This is a genomic window from Kitasatospora dryopteridis (assembly GCF_050749075.1).
Taxonomy (GTDB): domain Bacteria; phylum Actinomycetota; class Actinomycetes; order Streptomycetales; family Streptomycetaceae; genus Kitasatospora.
The window spans coordinates 3,276,520-3,293,595 of record NZ_CP192749.1 but is presented as its reverse complement, the minus strand read 5'-3'; the positions used below and the strand labels follow the sequence as shown (position 1 = coordinate 3,293,595).

Here is a 17,076-nt window from a genome sequence, read left to right as displayed (position 1 = left end):
CTGACGACCGCCGTGCCCGGCCGGGGTCGTGAGCCGGGCAGCGGCGCCGGTCTGGGAGACTGATACGCGATGACAACTGCGAAGACGACCGGGACGACCGCCCTCACCCGCGGGGTCCGCGCCGAGGCCGCCATCGATCTGGCCGCCCTGCGCGACAACCTCGCCGCACTGGGGGCGCGCACCGATGCCGCGCTGATGGCCGTGGTCAAGGCGGACGCCTACGGCCACGGCGCGCTGCCGTGCGCCCGCGAGGCGGTCGCGGCAGGCGTCCGCTGGCTCGGCACGGCCACCCCCGAGGAGGCGCTGGCCCTGCGCGCCGCGGGCATCCATCCGGACCAGGCCCGCATCCTGTGCTGGCTGTGGACACCCGGCGGCCCCTGGCAGCAGGCGTTGCGGGCGCACGTCGACGTGTCCGTCAGCGGCCTGTGGGCGCTGGACGAGCTGCTCGCCGCCGTCCGCGAGACCGGCGTGCCCGGCCGCGTCCACCTGAAGGCCGACACCGGCCTCGGCCGCAACGGCTGCCAGCCGCACGACTGGCCCGTCCTGGTCGACGCCGCGCTGCGCGCCCAGGCCGAGGGCATGATCGAGGTCGTCGGCCTGTGGTCGCACTTCGCGGCCGCCGACGAGCCCGGCCACCCCTCCGTCCAGGCCCAGCTGGACTCCTTCGCCGGTGCCGTCGCGCACGCCGAGGGCCGCGGGGTGCGCCCCGAGGTCCGCCACCTGGCCAACTCGCCCGCCACCCTGCTGCTGCCGCAGTCGCACTACGACCTCGTCCGGCCCGGCCTGGCCATGTACGGCCTGTCGCCGGTGCCCGACATCGGCACCCCGGCCGACTTCGGGCTGCGCCCGGTGATGTCGCTCAGCGCGCGCCTCGCCCTGGTCAAGACCGTCCCCGGCGGGCACGGCGTCAGCTACGGGCACCACTACACCACCCCCGGCGACACCACCCTCGGCCTCGTCCCGGTCGGCTACGCGGACGGCATCCCCCGGCACGCCTCCAACACCGGCCCGGTGCAGATCGCCGGCAAGTGGCGCACGGTCGCCGGCCGCGTCGCCATGGACCAGTTCGTGGTGGACCTCGGCGGCGACACCCCGGCCGTCGGCGAGGAGGTCCGGCTCTTCGGCAGCGGCGAGCACGGCGAACCCACCGCCGAGGACTGGGGCCGCGCCTGCGGGACCCTCTCGTACGAGATCATCACCCGGATCGGCTCCAGGGTCCCGCGTCGCTACATCGGCGACAGCGCGTGGACGGGAGCCCGATGACCCAGCCCGCCGACGGCAGCCCCGTCGCCGCGGTGGCCAAGGCCGCCGGGGCGGCCTCCGGCGGCGTGAGCCGGGCCGGGCTGATCGGCATATCGCTCGGCGTGGTCGCGGCCGGCGCCGCCGCGGGCGTCGCCATCGAGCGGCTCACCGTCGGCCGCTCCATGCGCCGCAGGGCCCGCGAGGAACTCGACGCCGCGGCCCCCTACGGCTCGCTGCGCGGCCGCCCGCGCACCGTCGCCGCACCCGACGGCACCGAGCTGTACGTCGAGCTCGACGGTACCGGCTGGGCCGAGCCCGCGCCCGAGCCGGCCGGTGAGGAGGGCCGCCACCGGCGCGCCTGGTTCACCCGGCGGCGCGGCACCGGGCCGGTCGACCGCACCGGGCTGCCCGGCCTGCTCGGCGGCACCGGCGCCCTCACCCGCGCCGACCGGCGCCCCGGACGGGCCGCCGCGGAGGCGCCGCCGCAGCTCACCGTGGTCTTCTGCCACGGCTACTGCCTCAACCAGGACAGCTGGCACTTCCAGCGCGCCGCGTTCCGCGAGGGCATGCGGCTGGTCTTCTGGGACCACCGCAGCCACGGCCGCTCCGAGCGGTCCCGCTCCTACCTCGCCGGCGAGCCCGCCTCGATCGACCAGCTCGGCGCCGACCTCAAGGCCGTCCTCGACGCGGTCGCCCCCGAGGGCCCCGTCGTGCTCGTGGGCCACTCCATGGGCGGCATGACCGTGATGGCCCTCGCCGACCAGTACCCCGAGCTGTTCCGCGAGCGCGTCGCCGGCGTCGGCCTGGTCGGCACCCTCGCCGGCGACTGGAACTCCGTCACCCTCGGCCTCCCGCCGGCCGGCGCCCGGCTGCTGCGCAAGCTCGCCCCCGCCACCGTGAAGCTCCTCGGCCGCCAGGTCGAGCTGGTCGAGGCGACCCGCAGGTTCGGCGCGGACGTCGCCGCCGTCTTCTACCGCCGCTTCTCCTTCGGCTCCAAGGACGTCGACCCGCAGGTCGTCCGGTTCGCCGAACAGCTCCTCGACGCCACCCCGATCGACGTGGTCGCCGAGTTCTACCCGGCGTTCGGCCTGCACGACAAGAAGGCCGCCCTCGCCGCCCTCGACGGCATCCCCGTCCTCGTCCTGGCCGGCAGCGAGGACCTGCTCACCCCGCCCGCGCACAGCGAGGAGATCGCCCGGGCGCTGCCCGGCGCCGAACTCGTCGTCCTCCCCGAGACCGGGCACCTGCTGATGCTGGAACGCCCGGACGAGGTCGACCGGCACCTGTCCGAGCTGCTGCACCGCGCCGCCGACCACGCCCGGGCCGTCCCGCCGCCCGCCCTGCGCCCCGACCACTGACCCGCGGCGCCCGCCGCCACCCGGAAGGACACCGACACCCCCATGGGCAACCAGCTCACCCTCACCGTCGCCACCCCCGAGCGGATGGGCCGGCTCGGGCAGGGGCTCGCCGCGCTGCTGCGCCCCGGCGACCTGGTGCTGCTGCACGGGGAGCTCGGTGCCGGGAAGACCACGCTGACCCGCGGCCTCGGCGAGGGCCTGGGGGTGCGCGGCGCGGTCACCTCGCCGACCTTCGTGATCGCCCGGGTGCACCCCTCGCTGAGCGGCGGCCCGGCCCTGGTGCACGTCGACGCGTACCGGCTCGGCGGCGGCCTGGACGAGATGGAGGACCTCGACCTCGACGTGTCGCTGCCGGAGTCGGTGGTCGTCGTCGAGTGGGGCGAGGGCAAGGTCGAGCAGCTCAGCGAGGACCGCCTGGAGGTCCGCATCGACCGGGCCATCGGCGGCGCCGCCGCCCACCCGGACGACCTGGACCCGCGCCGGGTCACCGTCATCGGCCTCGGCGGCCGCTGGGACGGCATCGACCTCACCGCCCTCGACAAGGGCTGACCCCGCGCCCGCAGGGGCGCCGCCGTGCGACACCTTCCGACACTTGCCGACACTGTGTCGGCAAGGTGTTGCGGCCCGGGCTGCCCTCGTGGTGGGATGGGAGCTGCGGTTAGGTCTGCCTAACTAGGGAGGCGCCCCATGGCGAGCACCACCCCCGCTGCGGCACCCGAGCCGCAGGACCGTCCCGACGAGCCCGCGATCCTGGCCGACCAGGTCCCGATGCGGGCCCTGCTGGCCGCCTGCGCGTCCGCAGCAGCCGTCTCCACCCCGCCCGCGCGGCCCCGGCCCGCCGCCCGCCCGGAGCCCGCCGTCCCGCCGCGCGCAGCCTGACGGGTGCCCCACCGGGGGCCGGTGCCTACGGCGCGACGACCACCCGGGTGCCGGTCGGGGCGAAGTCCCAGAGCAGCTGGCCGTCGGCCCGCGCCGAGCGGATGCCGCCCGTCCGCAGCTCCGGGTCCGGCGGCGCCGTCGACCCGTCCACGGCCGCGCCGAAACCGAACACCACGCCGCCCTGCTGGGTGAACCGCACGACGTGCTCGATCTGCCGGCCGTCGGTGCCCTTCCCGGTCGCCGTCCGGCTGTACACGCTGTAGTTGCCCGGGGTGGGCTCCGTGGACCCCGGCGTCACCGCGAACGAGGCCTGCAGCTGCGGCGTCTTGCGCGGGTCCACCAGCCAGACCCGGTGCTCGGAGACCGAGTACACGACGCGGTAGCCCGTCCCCGAGGAGGCGGGCAGCGCGGGAGCGGAAGGCGCGGGGGCGGCGCTCGGCGTCGCCTCGGCGGGCAGGCCGGTGGCCGCCCGGGCCGCCTCGGCCCGCGCCTGGGCGCCGTCCGCCTGGACGGCCAGCAGCGCCACCACCGCCATGGCCCCCGCCGTCAGCCCGGCCACCACCACGCCAGGACCCATCCTCACCACGCACGCTCCCGCCGCTCGCTCCACGCGTCGGCCCCATCGTGCCAGGTCCGTGCCCGCCCGTAGGCGCGATCCGATGGTGTGTTCCCCACCCCGCCCCGGGCCCCGCCCGCACCGGCGGGGCAGCACCCCCGGCGGACCCTCTAACCTTGGTGCCGTGCTGCTGCTCGCGTTCGACACCGCAACCCCCGCCGTCACCGCCGCCGTCCACGACGGCACGACCGTCCTCGCCGAGTCCTACGAGGTCGACGCCAGACGGCACGGCGAGCTGCTCCTGCCGACCATCGGCGACGTGCTGCGCACCGCCGGCGTCGACAAGCGCGAGCTCACCGCGATCGCGGTCGGGGTCGGCCCCGGCCCGTACACCGGGCTGCGCGTCGGCCTGGTCACCGCGGCCGCCCTCGGCCACGCGCTCGGCCTGCCGGTGCACGGCGTCTGCACCCTGGACGCGATCGCGCACCAGGCCCGCATGGAGGGGCTCACCGGCCCGTTCACGGCGGCCACCGACGCGCGCCGCAAGGAGGTCTACTGGGCCGCGTACGACGAGGACGGCACCCGCACCGACGGCCCCTCGGTCGACCGGCCCGGCGACCTCGCGCCGCCGCAGCGCTCGGTCGGCGCCGGCGCCCTGCTCTACCCGGACACCTTCCCCGGCGCGACCGGCCCGGAGCACGTCACCGCCGGGGCCCTCGCCGACTTCGCCGCCCGCGAGCTGGCGGCCGGCCGGGAGCTGCTGCCCAACGCCCCGCTGTACCTGCGCCGCCCCGACGCCCAGGTCCCGGCCGGCTACAAGGCGGTGCTCCCCGCATGACCGGGCCGTTGGCCGCGGACCGGGACGTCCGATGGACGTGATCCTCCGCCCCATGCGGTGGTGGGACATCGAGCCGGTCATGGAGCTCGAACTGCGGCTCTTCCCCGAGGACGCCTGGTCGCCCGGCATGTACTGGTCCGAGCTGGCCGAGGCCCACCCTGGCGGCTCCCGCCACTACACCGTCGCCACCACCGAGGAAGGCGCGATCGTCGGCTACGCCGGACTGATGGCCGTCGGCGCGGAGAGCGACGTCCAGACCATCGCCGTGGACGAGCGCCTGCAGGGCGCCGGCCTCGGCACCGCCCTGCTGACCGACCTCGTCGAGGAGTCCGCCCGCCGCGGCTGCACCGAACTGCTGCTGGAGGTCCGGGTGGACAACCTGCGCGCCCAGAGGCTGTACGAGCGGTTCGGCTTCCAGCCGGTCGGCGTCCGCCGCGGCTACTACCAGCCCGCGAACGTCGACGCGCTCGTCATGCGCCTAGACCACCCCACGCACGATTCGAAGGACCCGAAGAATGGCTGACGAACCGCTCGTCCTCGGCATCGAGACCTCCTGCGACGAGACCGGCGTCGGCATCGTGCACGGCACCACGCTGCTCGCCGACGCCGTCGCCTCCAGCGTCAACGACCACGCCCGCTACGGCGGCGTCGTCCCCGAGATCGCCAGCCGCGCGCACCTGGAGGCGATGGTCCCCACCATCCAGCGCGCCCTGGACACCGCCGGCGTGAAGGCCACCGACCTCGACGGCATCGCCGTCACCGCCGGCCCCGGCCTGGCCGGCGCGCTGCTGGTCGGCGTCTCCGCCGCCAAGGCCTACGCCTGGGCGCTCGACAAGCCGCTGTACGGCGTCAACCACCTCGCCTCGCACATCTGCGTCGACCAGCTGGAGCACGGCCGGCTGCCCGAGCCGACCATGGCGCTGCTGGTCTCCGGCGGCCACTCCTCGCTGCTGCTGTCCGCCGACATCACCAGCGACGTCCGCCCGCTCGGCGCCACCATCGACGACGCCGCCGGCGAGGCCTTCGACAAGGTCGCCCGGGTGCTCGGCCTCGGCTTCCCCGGCGGCCCGATCGTCGACCGCACCGCCCGCGAGGGCGACGGGAAGGCCATCGCCTTCCCGCGCGGCCTGAGCGCGGCGAACGACCCCGCGTACGACTTCTCCTTCTCCGGCCTGAAGACCGCCGTCGCCCGCTGGGTGGAGGCCAGGCGCCGGGCCGGCGAGGAGGTGCCGATCGCCGACGTCGCCGCCTCCTTCCAGGAGGCCGTCACCGACGTGCTCACCCGCAAGGCCGTCCGGGCCTGCAAGGACAACGGCGTCGACCACCTGATGATCGGCGGCGGCGTCGCCGCCAACTCCCGCCTGCGCGAGATGGCCCAGCAGCGCTGCGACAAGGCCGGCATCGTGCTGCGGGTGCCCCGCCCGGGCCTGTGCACCGACAACGGCGCGATGGTCGCCGCGCTCGGCGCCGAGATGGTCCGGCGCAACCGCACCCCCTCCGCCTTCGACCTGTCCGCGGACTCCTCGCTGCCGGTCACCGAGGTGCACGTCCCGCACACCGAGTTCCACGCGCACGCCCACGAGTCGCTCGGGTGACCCGGGCCCACATGTGGGAGGCCCGTGCCGCCGAGGGGCGGGCCGCCGAGCTGGAGCACTGGGTGCGCGAGAGGGCGCTGCCCGGCCTGCGCGCCGCCGGTCCCGAGCGGCTGGAACTCTTCACCGCCGCGGGCGACCGCGTCCTGCTCATCACCTGGTGGACGGGCGAGCCGGGGCACGTCCCCGATCCGCCGGACGGGTTGCTCGCGCGACCCGTCCACCGGTGGTCGTTCACCAGTACGCACGTCGAGTAGCGTGCTTTCCTGAGAAATCGCTGACCCGGTACTGCGGCCGGGCTGGGTGGGGGAGCGCGCGTTGCCGAAGAGGTCCTTGTCCTGCGTCCTGGGGGCAGCGGCCCTCCTGGCGACCCTGACGGCGTGCGGCAGCACCCCGCGCAGCGCGGCGCAGGCCCCGCCGGCCCGCACCACCGCGCCCGCGAGCGGCGCGCCCGCCACCACCGCGGCGGCCGCCCCCGCCGGCGATCCGGCCGCGGCCCCCGCAGCGGCCTGGGCCAAGTGGGGCCTCAAGCCGCTGCCCGCCGCCCCGGCCGCGCCCGCCGACAAGCCGGTCAAGCTGCCGGCCACCGGGCCCGTCCCGGTCTTCAGCGAGGTGCCGACCACCGACAAGGTCGTCTTCATCACCATCGACGACGGCGCCGAGAAGGACCCGAAGTTCGTCGAGATGGCCACCGACCTCAAGGTGCCCTTCTCGATGTTCCTGACCCGCAACATCGTCCGCAGCGACTACGGCTACTTCAAGCCGCTGCAGGCCCTCGGCAACCGCATCCACAACCACAGCACCGACCACCCCGCGATGAGCGGCCTCTCCGCCGACCGGCAGAAGGCCGAGGTCTGCGACGCCCAGAGCGCTCTCACCGAGCAGTACGGCACCGCCCCGCTGCTGTTCCGCCCGCCCTACGGCGACGGCGCGCACAGCCCCGGCCTGAACAGCGCCGTCCGCCAGTGCGGCCCGCGCGCCGTGGTGCTCTGGCGCGAGTCCATGCAGATCCACGACATGCAGTACCAGTCCGCCGACAAGAAGCTCCGCCCCGGCGACATCATCCTCGCCCACTTCCGCGGCCCCAAGGACCTCAAGGGCGAGACCATGACCAAGATGTTCGGCGAACTGCTCGCCCGCATCCAGGAACAGGGCTTCTCCGTCGGCCGCCTGGAGGACTACATCGCCGCCGGCTGACCCAGCATCATCAGCGGCCCGTGGTCCGTGCGGCTCAGAATCACCGTCACCTCGTGCGGCCCGCTCGGCTTCAGCTGCCGGCGCAGCTCCTCCGGCGTGATCGAGATCCCCCGCTTCTTGATCACCACCGTGCCCGCCCCGCGCTCGCGCAGCAGCGCCTTCAACCGCTTCACGTTGTACGGCTGCACCTCGCCGATCTCGTAGGCGTGCGCGAAGCGGGTGGGCACCAGCTCGTCCGCCGTCACGTACGCGATCTGCGGGTCCACCAGCCGGCCGCCGACGTGCTCCGCCACGTCCGCCACCAGCCCGGCCCGGATCACCGCGCCGTCCGGCTCGTACAGGAAGCGGCCCACCGGGCCCGCCTCCGCGCGCTCACCGGTGCCCGACAGGCTGTGCCCGCCCGGCAGCACCGTCGCCCGGTACGGCGCCGCAGCGGCCGTGCCGAACCAGATCACCGCCTCCTTGACCTCCCCGTGGTCGGAGACCCACTCCGCCTCGGCCCCCTCCGGCACCAGCTCGTGCGGAATGCCGGGAGCGACCTTCAACGCCCCGAACGGCGTGCGCCGCGCCGTCTCCAGCGCCCAGGACAGCGGCGGCGAGTACGCCTCCGGGTCGAAGACCCGCCCCCGCGAGGTGCGCCGCGCCGGATCGGTGAACACCGCGTCGAAGCCCTCGACGTCCACCTCCGTGACGTCCGCGCAGCGCACCTCCACCAGGTCGGCGAGGCCCAGCGCGGCGGCATTCGCCTCCGCCACCGCACAGGTCAACGGATCCCGGTCGACGGCCAGCACCGACACCCCGGCCCGGGCCAGCGCGATCGCGTCCCCGCCGATGCCGCAGCACAGGTCGGCCAGCCGCCGCACCCCCAGGCCCGCGAACCGGGCCGCCCGCCACTCGGCGACGCTGCGCCGGGTCGCCTGCTCCACGCCGTTCGGGGTGAAGTGCATGGCGTCGGCGTCCGCGCCGAACTTCGCCCTGGCCCGCTGCCGCAGCCGCGCCTGCTCCAGCGCCGCCCGCACCAGCTCCGCGGGGTGGCTGCGCCGCAGCCGGGTGGCCAGTGCCAACTCCTGGTCGGGGGTGAACTCCCGCAGTTCGGCGAGCAGGGCCCGCCCCTCGTCGGTCAGCAGCGCCCGGAACGATTCGATCTCCACCCGGCCATTGTCCCCGGGCCCGGCGGCGGGCCGCCGCTCAGCGGCCGAGCGCCGCCAGTGCGGCCGCGACCAGCACCGGCCCGAGCACCACCAGCGAGACCGGGGCGATCCGGTAGCCCCGGCGGGCGGTCGCCGCCATGCCCACCAGCGGCACCGCCACCGCGGCCAGCAGGATGCCGACGCACATCGCCACCGCGCCGGCGCCGCTCCCCGGTGTGGCGAGTGCGAACACCAGGGCGACGGACGCGTAGACGGCGAGGCAGCCGAGCGGCACTTCGAGGGCGAGCAGCCAGGCGGTGTGCAGGAGGTCCCGGCGGACGGACGGTCGGATCGTTGCCATGGGGCAAGCCTGTCGCGGGCGGTGCGCACGCACATGAGTACGACTACTCAGCTTCCCCCGGGGGACACGGGGCGACTCCGTTGGCACTCTGGTTGACTGAGTGCTAACCGCGGCCTATGGTCGTTCCTGGCACTCCCCCTGGGGGAGTGCCAATGCGACGGAGCGCGCCTGACCCCCGCGACGGCAGGCCTGCGGACATCGCCCTTCCCTGTTAGACAACCCCGTAATCTCCGAAGGGGAGCTCGGACGTGACCACCAGCAGCAAGGTTGCCATCAAGCCGCTCGAGGACCGCATCGTGGTCCAGCCGCTCGACGCCGAGACCACCACGGCCTCCGGCCTGGTTATCCCGGACACCGCCAAGGAGAAGCCCCAGGAGGGCGTCGTCCTGGCCGTCGGCCCGGGCCGCTTCGAGGACGGCCAGCGCCTGCCGCTCGACGTCGCCGTCGGTGACATCGTCCTGTACTCCAAGTACGGCGGCACCGAGGTCAAGTACCAGGGCGAGGAGTACCTCGTCCTCTCGGCTCGCGACGTTCTCGCCATCATCGAGAAGTAAGTCGTAACGGCCCGCCCCGGAACCGCGTCAGCTCTGACCCGGGCCGGGGCGTGCTTGTTGGTCAATCCGTAAAACCCTGAGGAAACGGGAACATGGCGAAGATCCTGCAGTTCGACGAGGACGCCCGCCGCTCGCTGGAGCGCGGTGTCAACAAGCTTGCCGACACGGTGAAGGTGACCATCGGCCCCAAGGGCCGCAACGTCGTCATCGACAAGAAGTTCGGCGCCCCCACCATCACCAACGACGGTGTGACCATCGCCCGCGAGGTCGAGCTCGACGACCCGTACGAGAACCTCGGCGCACAGCTCGTCAAGGAGGTGGCCACCAAGACCAACGACGTCGCTGGTGACGGCACCACCACCGCGACCGTGCTCGCCCAGGCCCTGGTCAACGAGGGTCTGCGCAACGTCGCCGCCGGCGCCGGCCCGGCCGCCCTGAAGAAGGGCATCGACAAGGCCGTCGCCGCCGTCTCCGAGCACCTGCTCTCGGTGGCCCGCGAGATCGAGGGCAAGGACGACGTCGCCGCCGTCGCGTCCCTCTCCGCCCAGGACACCCAGGTCGGCGAGCTCATCGCCGAGGCGATCGACAAGGTCGGCAAGGACGGTGTCATCACCGTCGAGGAGTCCAACACCTTCGGCGTCGAGCTCGAGTTCACCGAGGGCATGCAGTTCGACAAGGGCTACCTGTCGCCGTACTTCGTGACCGACGCGGAGCGCCAGGAGGCGGTCCTCGAGGACCCGTACATCCTGATCAACCAGGGCAAGATCTCCTCCATCCAGGAGCTCCTCCCGCTGCTGGAGAAGATCCTGCAGGGCGGCTCCCGCCCGCTGCTGATCATCGCCGAGGACGTCGACGGCGAGGCGCTGTCCACCCTCGTGGTCAACAAGATCCGCGGCACCTTCAACGCGGTGGCCGTCAAGGCCCCGGGCTTCGGCGACCGCCGCAAGGCGATCCTCGGCGACATCGCCGTCCTCACCGGCGGCACCGTCATCTCCGAGGAGGTCGGCCTCAAGCTCGACCAGGTCGGCCTGGACGTGCTCGGCACCGCCCGCCGCGTCACCGTCACCAAGGACGAGACCATCCTCGTCGACGGTGCCGGCGACTCGGACGCCGTGGCCGGCCGCGTCGGCCAGATCAAGGCCGAGATCGCCGCCACCGACTCCGACTGGGACCGCGAGAAGCTGCAGGAGCGCCTGGCCAAGCTGGCCGGCGGCGTCTGCGTCATCAAGGTCGGCGCCGCCACCGAGGTGGAGCTCAAGGAGCGCAAGCACCGCCTGGAGGACGCCATCTCCGCGACCCGCGCCGCGGTCGAGGAGGGCATCGTCGCCGGCGGTGGCGCCTCGCTCGTCCACGCCGCCAAGGTCCTCGAGGGCGGCCTCGGCCTGTCCGGCGACGAGGCCACCGGTGTCGCGGTCGTCCGCAAGGCGCTCGCCGAGCCGCTGCGCTGGATCGCCCAGAACGCCGGCCTGGAGGGCTACGTCATCACCTCCAAGGTCGCCGACCTGGAGACCGGCCACGGCTACAACGCCGCCACCGGCGAGTACGGCGACCTGGTGAAGGCCGGCGTCATCGACCCGGTCAAGGTCACCCGCTCCGCCCTGGAGAACGCCGCCTCCATCGCCTCCCTGCTCCTCACCACCGAGACCCTCGTGGTGGAGAAGAAGGAAGAGGAGGCCGACAACGGCCACGGCCACTCGCACGGCCACGGCCACTCCCACTGACCCCGAGTCGGCCACCCCGGAGGCCCGGCCCTCCCGCCCCACGGCGGGAACGGCCGGGCCTCCGGCGTTTCCGGAAGCGGGGGCATGCCGACGCACCCCCGGGACGCCCCTGCCCGGCCGGTGCCCGCCATCCGCGGCGGTCGGTTCCGCCGGGGTCAAAGGGTGGCTTATAACTGAGCCATGATCGAGGCCCGCCACCTTCGTGTTCTCCGCGCTGTCGCCCGGACCGGCTCCTTCTCCGCGGCCGCCCGCGAACTCGGCTGCACCCAGCCGGCCGTCAGCCAGCAGATGAAGGCGCTGGAGAAGTCGGTGGCCACCCCCCTGGTGGTCCGCTCCGGGAAGGGCATGCAGCTCAGCGAGGCGGGCGAGGTGCTGCTGAAGCACGCCTCCGGCATCCTGGCCGGTCTGTCCGCCGCGGAGGAGGAGGTGGCGGCGATCGCCGGCCTCCGTTCGGGCCGGGTGCGGCTGGTGTCGTTCCCGACGGCGAGCTCCACGCTGGTGCCGCGGGCGGTGGCCCAGGTCAGGGCGGCCAGCCCGGGGATGCGGGTGTCACTGGTGGAGGCGGAGCCGCCGGAGTCGCCGGGGATGCTGCGGGCGGGGGAGTGCGAGGTGGCGCTGGCGTTCCGGTACCCGGACTCGCAGGGCGGTGCCGCGGTGGCACCCTCCCCGCACGCCTCGCCCCGCGAGGCCCGTGCGGCGGCGGTGCTGGAGGCGGCCGCCTCGGCCGCGGCGACCGACTGGTCGGACCTGGTGGTGCAGCCGCTGCTGGACGATCCGCTGGTGGTGCTGGTGCCGGCGGGCCACCGGCTCGCGGACCGGGACGGCCGGCAGCCGGTGGGGCTGGGGGAGCTGGCGGACGAGCCGTGGATCGCGGGCTGTCCGCAGTGCCGCGGGCACCTGGTGGAGCTGTGCGCCGGGGCGGGCTTCGAGCCCCGGATCGACTTCGCGACCGACGACTACCCCGCGGTGGTGGGCCTGGTGGCAGCCGGACTGGGGGTCGCGGTGCTGCCGGGCATGGCGCTGGACGCGGTGCGCCGCGAGGGGGTGGCGGTGGTGCCGTTGGCGACCACCGCGGGGGAGCCCGTGCGGCGCGAGGTGGTGGCCCTGACCCTGCCGGACCTGGCCGGGGTGCCCGCGGTGGGCCTGATGCTGGATCAGCTCACGGCAGCGGCCGCCGCCCGCTGACCGGTCGGCGGCCGCCCTGCCTGGTCGCCGCTGAAACGTTTCTCCATTCTCGGTCCGGCCGGACCCCGGTGCGCCGAGTCTGACCGCACCTCACCGCCGGACGTTCGCCGGCATGGCCAGCGGCACCTCGGCCAGCTGCCGGTTGCGGGAGCGGCCGAGCAGTTCCTCGCGCTCGTCCTCGGTCAGGCCGCCCCACACGCCGTACGGCTCGCGCACGGCCAGTGCGTGCGCCGCGCACTCGGCCCGCACCGGGCACCGCATGCAGACCTCCTTGGCACTGGCCTCGCGCGAGCTGCGCGCGGCCCCGCGCTCGCCCTCGGGGTGGAAGAAGAGAGAACTGTCGACGCCGCGGCAGGCGGCGGAGAGCTGCCAGTCCCAGAGGTCTGCGTTGGGGCCGGGGAGGCGGGAGAAATCTGCCATGGCTCATTCCCTTCAATGACTCAGGACTCGGGCTCGGATCGACGGCTGCAAAAAGGACTCGGGGCCCGCTAGCTGCGGCGAGGCTGCACGGGGCCGGTACGGACACCTGGAAATATGACTTACGCCACTCACCAGGACAAGTCACCCACACACCGACACAACAGTCAATGACCGTATGGAAGCTATAAAAACGGACAAACGGGGCATGGTGGTGGTCAGGCTCCGCGTGGCAATCGGGTGGCAGTGCGCCGGGTCGTCCCGGGGTGCGAGCCCGGGGCTCCGGGCGTACGCACCTCCCGGGCGGCGCGCCGGCTGCAGGAAACTGCGGCGTGTGCACCGCGCGGTGGCTGATCGGTGATGGGTCGGCCACGTACAGTGGTGGGGATGGCCCCGAAGGCCGTAACTCATTCGAGTGACGGTCGTTGGATGTACGGAGGCGGTTAGCGGGCGCCGGACGCCGGGAACGATCGCGGGTGGCATCGGCGATCAGAACGGGGTCCGTCGCCAATCGGCCGTGTCGGAGAGAGTTCGTACCAGCCAGGAGGCTCAACGTGACGCGGATCAGCTGCGGAGGACGGTCATGACATCCGTCCTCGTCTGCGACGATTCCCCGCTCGCCCGGGAGGCGCTTCGCCGAGCGGTCGCGACCGTGCCCGGCGTCGACCGGGTGACCACTGCGACGAACGGTGAGGAGGTCCTCCGCCGCTGGGTGGCCGACCGCTCCGATCTCGTTCTGATGGACGTCCGGATGCCCGGCCTCGGCGGGGTGGAGACGGTCCGGCGGCTGCTGTCCGCCGACCCGGGCGCCCGCATCATCATGCTCACCGTCGCCGAGGACCTGGACGGCGTCGCCCTCGCGGTCGCCGCCGGCGCCCGCGGCTACCTGCACAAGGACGCCTCGCGCGCCGAGCTGCGGGCCACCGTCACCCAGGCGCTCGCCGACCCGACCTGGCGCCTCGCGCCGCGCCGGCTCCGCAGCCCCGACATGGGCGCGGCCCCGACGCTGACGGCGCGTGAGATCCAGGTGCTGGAGGGCATGAGCCACGGCCGCAGCAACGCGGAGATCGGCCGTGAACTGTTCCTCTCCGAGGACACCGTGAAGACGCATGCCCGGCGCCTCTTCAAGAAGCTCGGCGCATCGGACCGCGCGCACGCCGTGGCGCTCGGCTTCCGCTGGGGCCTGGTCCGCTGACAGGGAGCCGCTTTTGCGGCTCCCCGAGCTCGGACGTGTGACGTCGTGGTCCCGAGGCTGCACCATGGAGGAGTGGAGCACCTCGGGGACCAGCGGACGGGTACTGCGGAGACGAGTGCAACCGCAGCAGGAACGACGGGCACAGGGGCGGGAGGCGGCGCGGTGGGTATGGCGATCACGCATAACGTTCCGGTGCACAACTCAGGACGCGATGCCGCGTTCGTCGGACCGACCAGGCACCATGGACCGATGCGTGACGACGAGGCCGCCGCCCCCGGCGAGGCCCGGCCCGACGAGGCACAGCCCGGCGGTTCGGGCGCCGCGCCGTACGCCGCGCCGGGCGCGCCGCGCCGGCCGGTGCTCGGCAACGGGCCGTCGCCGCAGCTCAACGAGGTCGTCGCGGCCGCCGTCGCCGGCGAGGGCCCGGCCGTCGACGCCCTGCTCGCCTACGTCCACCCCCTTGCACTGCGCTACTGCCGCGGCCGGCTCGTCCGGCTGCCCGGCGGCGCCCGGCACCACGTGGACGACGTGGTGCAGGAGGTCTGCGTCGCGGTTCTGTGCGCGCTGCCGCGCTACCGCGACGAGGGCCGGCCCTTCGAGGCCTTCGTCTACGGCATCGCCGCCCACAAGATCGCGGACCTGCAGCGGGCCGCGATGCGCGGCCCCGGCTCCACCGTGATCCCGCCCGGCGACCTGCCGGAGACCCCGGACGAGTCGCTCGGCCCGGAGGAGCGCGCGCTGCTCAGCAGCGACGCCGCATGGATCAAGGAGCTGCTCTCCAACCTGCCGGCCCGCCAGCGCGAGCTGGTGCTGCTGCGGGTCGCCGCCGGCCTGTCCGCGGAGGAGACCGGCGAGGTGCTCGGGATGTCCCCGGGGGCCGTCCGGGTCGCCCAGCACCGCGCGCTCAGCCGACTTCGCGCGCTTGCGGAAGAGTCCTCCTGACTTCTGCGTTGTCAAGGAGAGCGCCAACCGACACTCCGGACACCAGTACCATGAGGTATCGGCGCCTGGGCAGGTCGCCAAAGTTTCGTGGGTGCGACCGGGGTTCCCTTGGAGGAACCTCCAAGCATTGCGGTGTCTTGGCGGTCCGCCCGTGCCGGTGCGCGCGGGTGCGGCGACGGTTCTGACCCAGGCCGACGCCCCGCCCTCCTGAGACCAACGCTCCGGACACCCTCAGCCGGAAGCGATCAGATCAACGGCCGCCACGGAAGGTCCCCACACGATGTCTTACAACGCCGCAGGCGTACCCGAGAAGTTCGCGATGCTCGGACTCACGTACGACGACGTCCTGCTGCTGCCCGGGGCCTCCGAGGTGCTGCCGAACCAGGTCGACACCTCCTCACGGGTCTCCCGCAACGTCCGGGTGAACATCCCGCTGCTGTCGGCGGCGATGGACAAGGTCACCGAGTCCCGGATGGCCATCGCCATGGCCCGCCAGGGCGGCGTCGGCGTGCTGCACCGCAACCTGTCGATCGAGGACCAGGTCGGCCAGGTCGACCTGGTCAAGCGCTCCGAGTCCGGCATGGTCGCCGACCCGATCACCGTCGGCCCGGAGGCCACCCTCGCCGAGGCCGACGCGCTCTGTGCCAGGTTCCGGATCAGCGGCGTGCCCGTCGCCGACCCCGAGGGCCGGCTGCTGGGCATCGTCACCAACCGCGACATGGCCTTCGAGTCGGACCGCAGCCGCCAGGTCCGCGAGATCATGACCCCGATGCCGCTGATCACCGGCAAGGTCGGCATCTCCGGCGAGGACGCCATGGCGCTGCTCCGCCGCCACAAGATCGAGAAGCTCCCGCTGGTCGACGACGACGGCCGGATCAAGGGCCTCATCACGGTCAAGGACTTCGTCAAGGCCGAGCAGTACCCGAACGCCGCCAAGGACGCCGAGGGCCGCCTGCTCGTCGGTGCCGCCGTCGGCGCCTCCGCCGAGGCCTTCGACCGCGCCCAGGCCCTGGTCGGCGCCGGCGTCGACTTCCTGGTGGTCGACACCTCGCACGGCCACAGCCACAACGCGCTGGCCTGGATCGCCAAGATCAAGTCGGCCGTCAAGGTCGACGTCATCGGCGGCAACGTCGCCACCCGCGACGGCGCCCAGGCGCTGATCGACGCCGGTGTCGACGGCGTCAAGGTCGGTGTCGGCCCGGGCTCCATCTGCACCACCCGCGTCGTCGCCGGCATCGGCGTCCCGCAGGTCACCGCCATCTACGAGGCCTCCCTCGCCTGCCGCGAGGCCGGCGTGCCGGTCATCGGCGACGGCGGCCTGCAGTACTCCGGCGACATCGGCAAGGCGCTCGCCGCCGGTGCCGACACCGTCATGCTCGGCTCGCTGCTGGCCGGCTGCGAGGAGTCGCCCGGCGAGCTGCAGTTCATCAACGGCAAGCAGTTCAAGTCGTACCGCGGCATGGGCTCGCTCGGTGCCATGCAGTCGCGCGGCCAGGGCCGCTCGTACTCCAAGGACCGCTACTTCCAGGCCGAGGTCGCCTCGGACGACAAGCTCGTGCCCGAGGGCATCGAGGGCCAGGTGCCCTACCGCGGCCCGCTCTCCGCGGTGCTGCACCAGCTGGTCGGCGGCCTGCGGCAGACCATGGGGTACGTCGGCGCGGCCACCATCGCCGAGATGGAGAGCAAGGGCCGCTTCGTCCGGATCACCGCGGCCGGCCTCAAGGAGAGCCACCCGCACGACATCCAGATGACCGTCGAGGCCCCGAACTACACCAGCCGCTGATCCGGCGGGCAGGTCGGTTCGACCACCGGGGCGCGGGGACCGCGCGCGGCGGGAGGTGCAGGCAGCACCCTCCGGCCCGCGCGGTCCCCGCGCCCCTTTCTCCGGTCCGCCGTGTCGCGGACGGTG

The 17,076-nt window shown here is 73.8% G+C and carries 19 protein-coding genes; 15 read left to right on the top strand and 4 right to left on the bottom strand.

Going from position 1 to position 17,076, the window contains the following annotated elements:
* The first annotated feature begins 69 nt into the window (after positions 1 to 69).
* The 4 genes from alr to ACQ614_RS14815 all read left to right on the top strand — a co-directional run bounded on the left by alr (position 70) and on the right by ACQ614_RS14815 (position 3,479).
* Positions 70 to 1,263 carry an alanine racemase gene (gene alr / locus ACQ614_RS14830; RefSeq protein WP_431679061.1) on the top strand — a complete coding sequence of 398 codons (1,194 nt, stop codon included), beginning with the start codon at positions 70 to 72 and terminating at the stop codon, positions 1,261 to 1,263.
* On the top strand, positions 1,260 to 2,600 hold the full coding sequence (locus ACQ614_RS14825) for an alpha/beta fold hydrolase (RefSeq protein ID WP_431679060.1): 1,341 nt from the start codon (positions 1,260 to 1,262) through the stop codon (positions 2,598 to 2,600). Before alr ends, ACQ614_RS14825 begins: the two co-directional genes overlap by 4 nt.
* 42 nt (positions 2,601 to 2,642) lie before the next feature.
* Entirely contained in the window at positions 2,643 to 3,149 is a 507-nt protein-coding gene (tsaE, locus tag ACQ614_RS14820) for a tRNA (adenosine(37)-N6)-threonylcarbamoyltransferase complex ATPase subunit type 1 TsaE (protein ID WP_431679059.1), read from the top strand.
* Positions 3,150 to 3,287: 138 nt separating this feature from the next.
* Positions 3,288 to 3,479, top strand: coding sequence for a hypothetical protein (locus ACQ614_RS14815; protein ID WP_431679058.1), 192 nt, complete (start codon positions 3,288 to 3,290; stop codon positions 3,477 to 3,479).
* Between the two features lie 25 nt (positions 3,480 to 3,504).
* Here ACQ614_RS14815 and ACQ614_RS14810 read toward each other — a convergent pair whose 3' ends face one another.
* Positions 3,505 to 4,056 (bottom strand): hypothetical protein, encoded by a 552-nt coding sequence (locus ACQ614_RS14810; protein WP_431683929.1) that lies wholly within the window; start codon positions 4,054 to 4,056, stop codon positions 3,505 to 3,507.
* A 163-nt stretch (positions 4,057 to 4,219) separates the two neighbouring features.
* On the opposite strand from ACQ614_RS14810, the gene tsaB reads away from it, so the two are divergent.
* The 5 genes from tsaB to ACQ614_RS14785 all read left to right on the top strand — a co-directional run bounded on the left by tsaB (position 4,220) and on the right by ACQ614_RS14785 (position 7,662).
* Positions 4,220 to 4,873 (top strand): tRNA (adenosine(37)-N6)-threonylcarbamoyltransferase complex dimerization subunit type 1 TsaB, encoded by a 654-nt coding sequence (gene tsaB, locus ACQ614_RS14805; protein WP_431679057.1) that lies wholly within the window; start codon positions 4,220 to 4,222, stop codon positions 4,871 to 4,873.
* Positions 4,874 to 4,904: 31 nt separating this feature from the next.
* Complete coding sequence (gene rimI / locus ACQ614_RS14800) at positions 4,905 to 5,396, top strand: ribosomal protein S18-alanine N-acetyltransferase (protein WP_363491896.1); 492 nt, start codon at positions 4,905 to 4,907, stop codon at positions 5,394 to 5,396.
* Positions 5,389 to 6,468 (top strand): tRNA (adenosine(37)-N6)-threonylcarbamoyltransferase complex transferase subunit TsaD, encoded by a 1,080-nt coding sequence (tsaD, locus tag ACQ614_RS14795; protein ID WP_431679056.1) that lies wholly within the window; start codon positions 5,389 to 5,391, stop codon positions 6,466 to 6,468. Before rimI ends, tsaD begins: the two co-directional genes overlap by 8 nt.
* An 11-nt stretch (positions 6,469 to 6,479) precedes the next feature.
* The gene (locus ACQ614_RS14790) at positions 6,480 to 6,722 is read left to right on the top strand and encodes a hypothetical protein (RefSeq protein ID WP_431679055.1); all 243 of its coding nucleotides are present in this window, start codon (positions 6,480 to 6,482) and stop codon (positions 6,720 to 6,722) included.
* Positions 6,723 to 6,783: 61 nt separating this feature from the next.
* On the top strand, positions 6,784 to 7,662 hold the full coding sequence (locus tag ACQ614_RS14785; protein WP_431679054.1) for a polysaccharide deacetylase family protein: 879 nt from the start codon (positions 6,784 to 6,786) through the stop codon (positions 7,660 to 7,662).
* Here ACQ614_RS14785 and ACQ614_RS14780 read toward each other — a convergent pair.
* Together ACQ614_RS14780 and ACQ614_RS14775 are read right to left on the bottom strand one after the other, a co-directional pair.
* Positions 7,644 to 8,813, bottom strand: a complete 1,170-nt coding sequence (locus ACQ614_RS14780; RefSeq protein ID WP_431679053.1) for a class I SAM-dependent methyltransferase — start codon at positions 8,811 to 8,813, stop codon at positions 7,644 to 7,646. The genes ACQ614_RS14785 and ACQ614_RS14780 overlap by 19 nt on opposite strands.
* A 37-nt stretch (positions 8,814 to 8,850) precedes the next feature.
* Positions 8,851 to 9,153, bottom strand: coding sequence for a hypothetical protein (locus ACQ614_RS14775; RefSeq protein ID WP_431679052.1), 303 nt, complete (start codon positions 9,151 to 9,153; stop codon positions 8,851 to 8,853).
* Between the two features lie 248 nt (positions 9,154 to 9,401).
* On the opposite strand from ACQ614_RS14775, the gene groES reads away from it, so the two are divergent.
* From groES to ACQ614_RS14760, 3 genes are all read left to right on the top strand, one after another.
* Positions 9,402 to 9,707, top strand: coding sequence for a co-chaperone GroES (gene groES, locus ACQ614_RS14770; protein WP_014136232.1), 306 nt, complete (start codon positions 9,402 to 9,404; stop codon positions 9,705 to 9,707).
* Positions 9,708 to 9,799: 92 nt separating this feature from the next.
* Complete coding sequence (gene groL / locus ACQ614_RS14765) at positions 9,800 to 11,428, top strand: chaperonin GroEL (protein WP_363491890.1); 1,629 nt, start codon at positions 9,800 to 9,802, stop codon at positions 11,426 to 11,428.
* 180 nt (positions 11,429 to 11,608) lie between these two features.
* The gene (locus ACQ614_RS14760) at positions 11,609 to 12,613 is read left to right on the top strand and encodes a LysR family transcriptional regulator (protein WP_363491889.1); all 1,005 of its coding nucleotides are present in this window, start codon (positions 11,609 to 11,611) and stop codon (positions 12,611 to 12,613) included.
* 90 nt (positions 12,614 to 12,703) lie between these two features.
* On the opposite strand, the gene ACQ614_RS14755 is transcribed toward ACQ614_RS14760, so the two are convergent.
* The gene (locus ACQ614_RS14755) at positions 12,704 to 13,033 is read right to left on the bottom strand and encodes a WhiB family transcriptional regulator (RefSeq protein WP_095874485.1); all 330 of its coding nucleotides are present in this window, start codon (positions 13,031 to 13,033) and stop codon (positions 12,704 to 12,706) included.
* 580 nt (positions 13,034 to 13,613) lie between these two features.
* On the opposite strand from ACQ614_RS14755, the gene ACQ614_RS14750 reads away from it, so the two are divergent.
* The 3 genes from ACQ614_RS14750 (at position 13,614) to guaB (ending at position 16,950) form a co-directional block, all read left to right on the top strand.
* Entirely contained in the window at positions 13,614 to 14,225 is a 612-nt protein-coding gene (locus ACQ614_RS14750) for a response regulator transcription factor (protein WP_014136228.1), read from the top strand.
* Positions 14,226 to 14,474: 249 nt separating this feature from the next.
* A complete protein-coding gene (gene shbA / locus ACQ614_RS14745) occupies positions 14,475 to 15,167 on the top strand; it encodes an RNA polymerase sigma factor ShbA (RefSeq protein ID WP_431679051.1) in 693 nt (230 codons plus the stop codon).
* Between the two features lie 280 nt (positions 15,168 to 15,447).
* Positions 15,448 to 16,950: an IMP dehydrogenase gene (guaB, locus tag ACQ614_RS14740; protein ID WP_363491887.1), complete on the top strand. Its 1,503-nt coding sequence runs from the start codon at positions 15,448 to 15,450 to the stop codon at positions 16,948 to 16,950.
* The last annotated feature ends 126 nt before the right edge of the window (positions 16,951 to 17,076 follow it).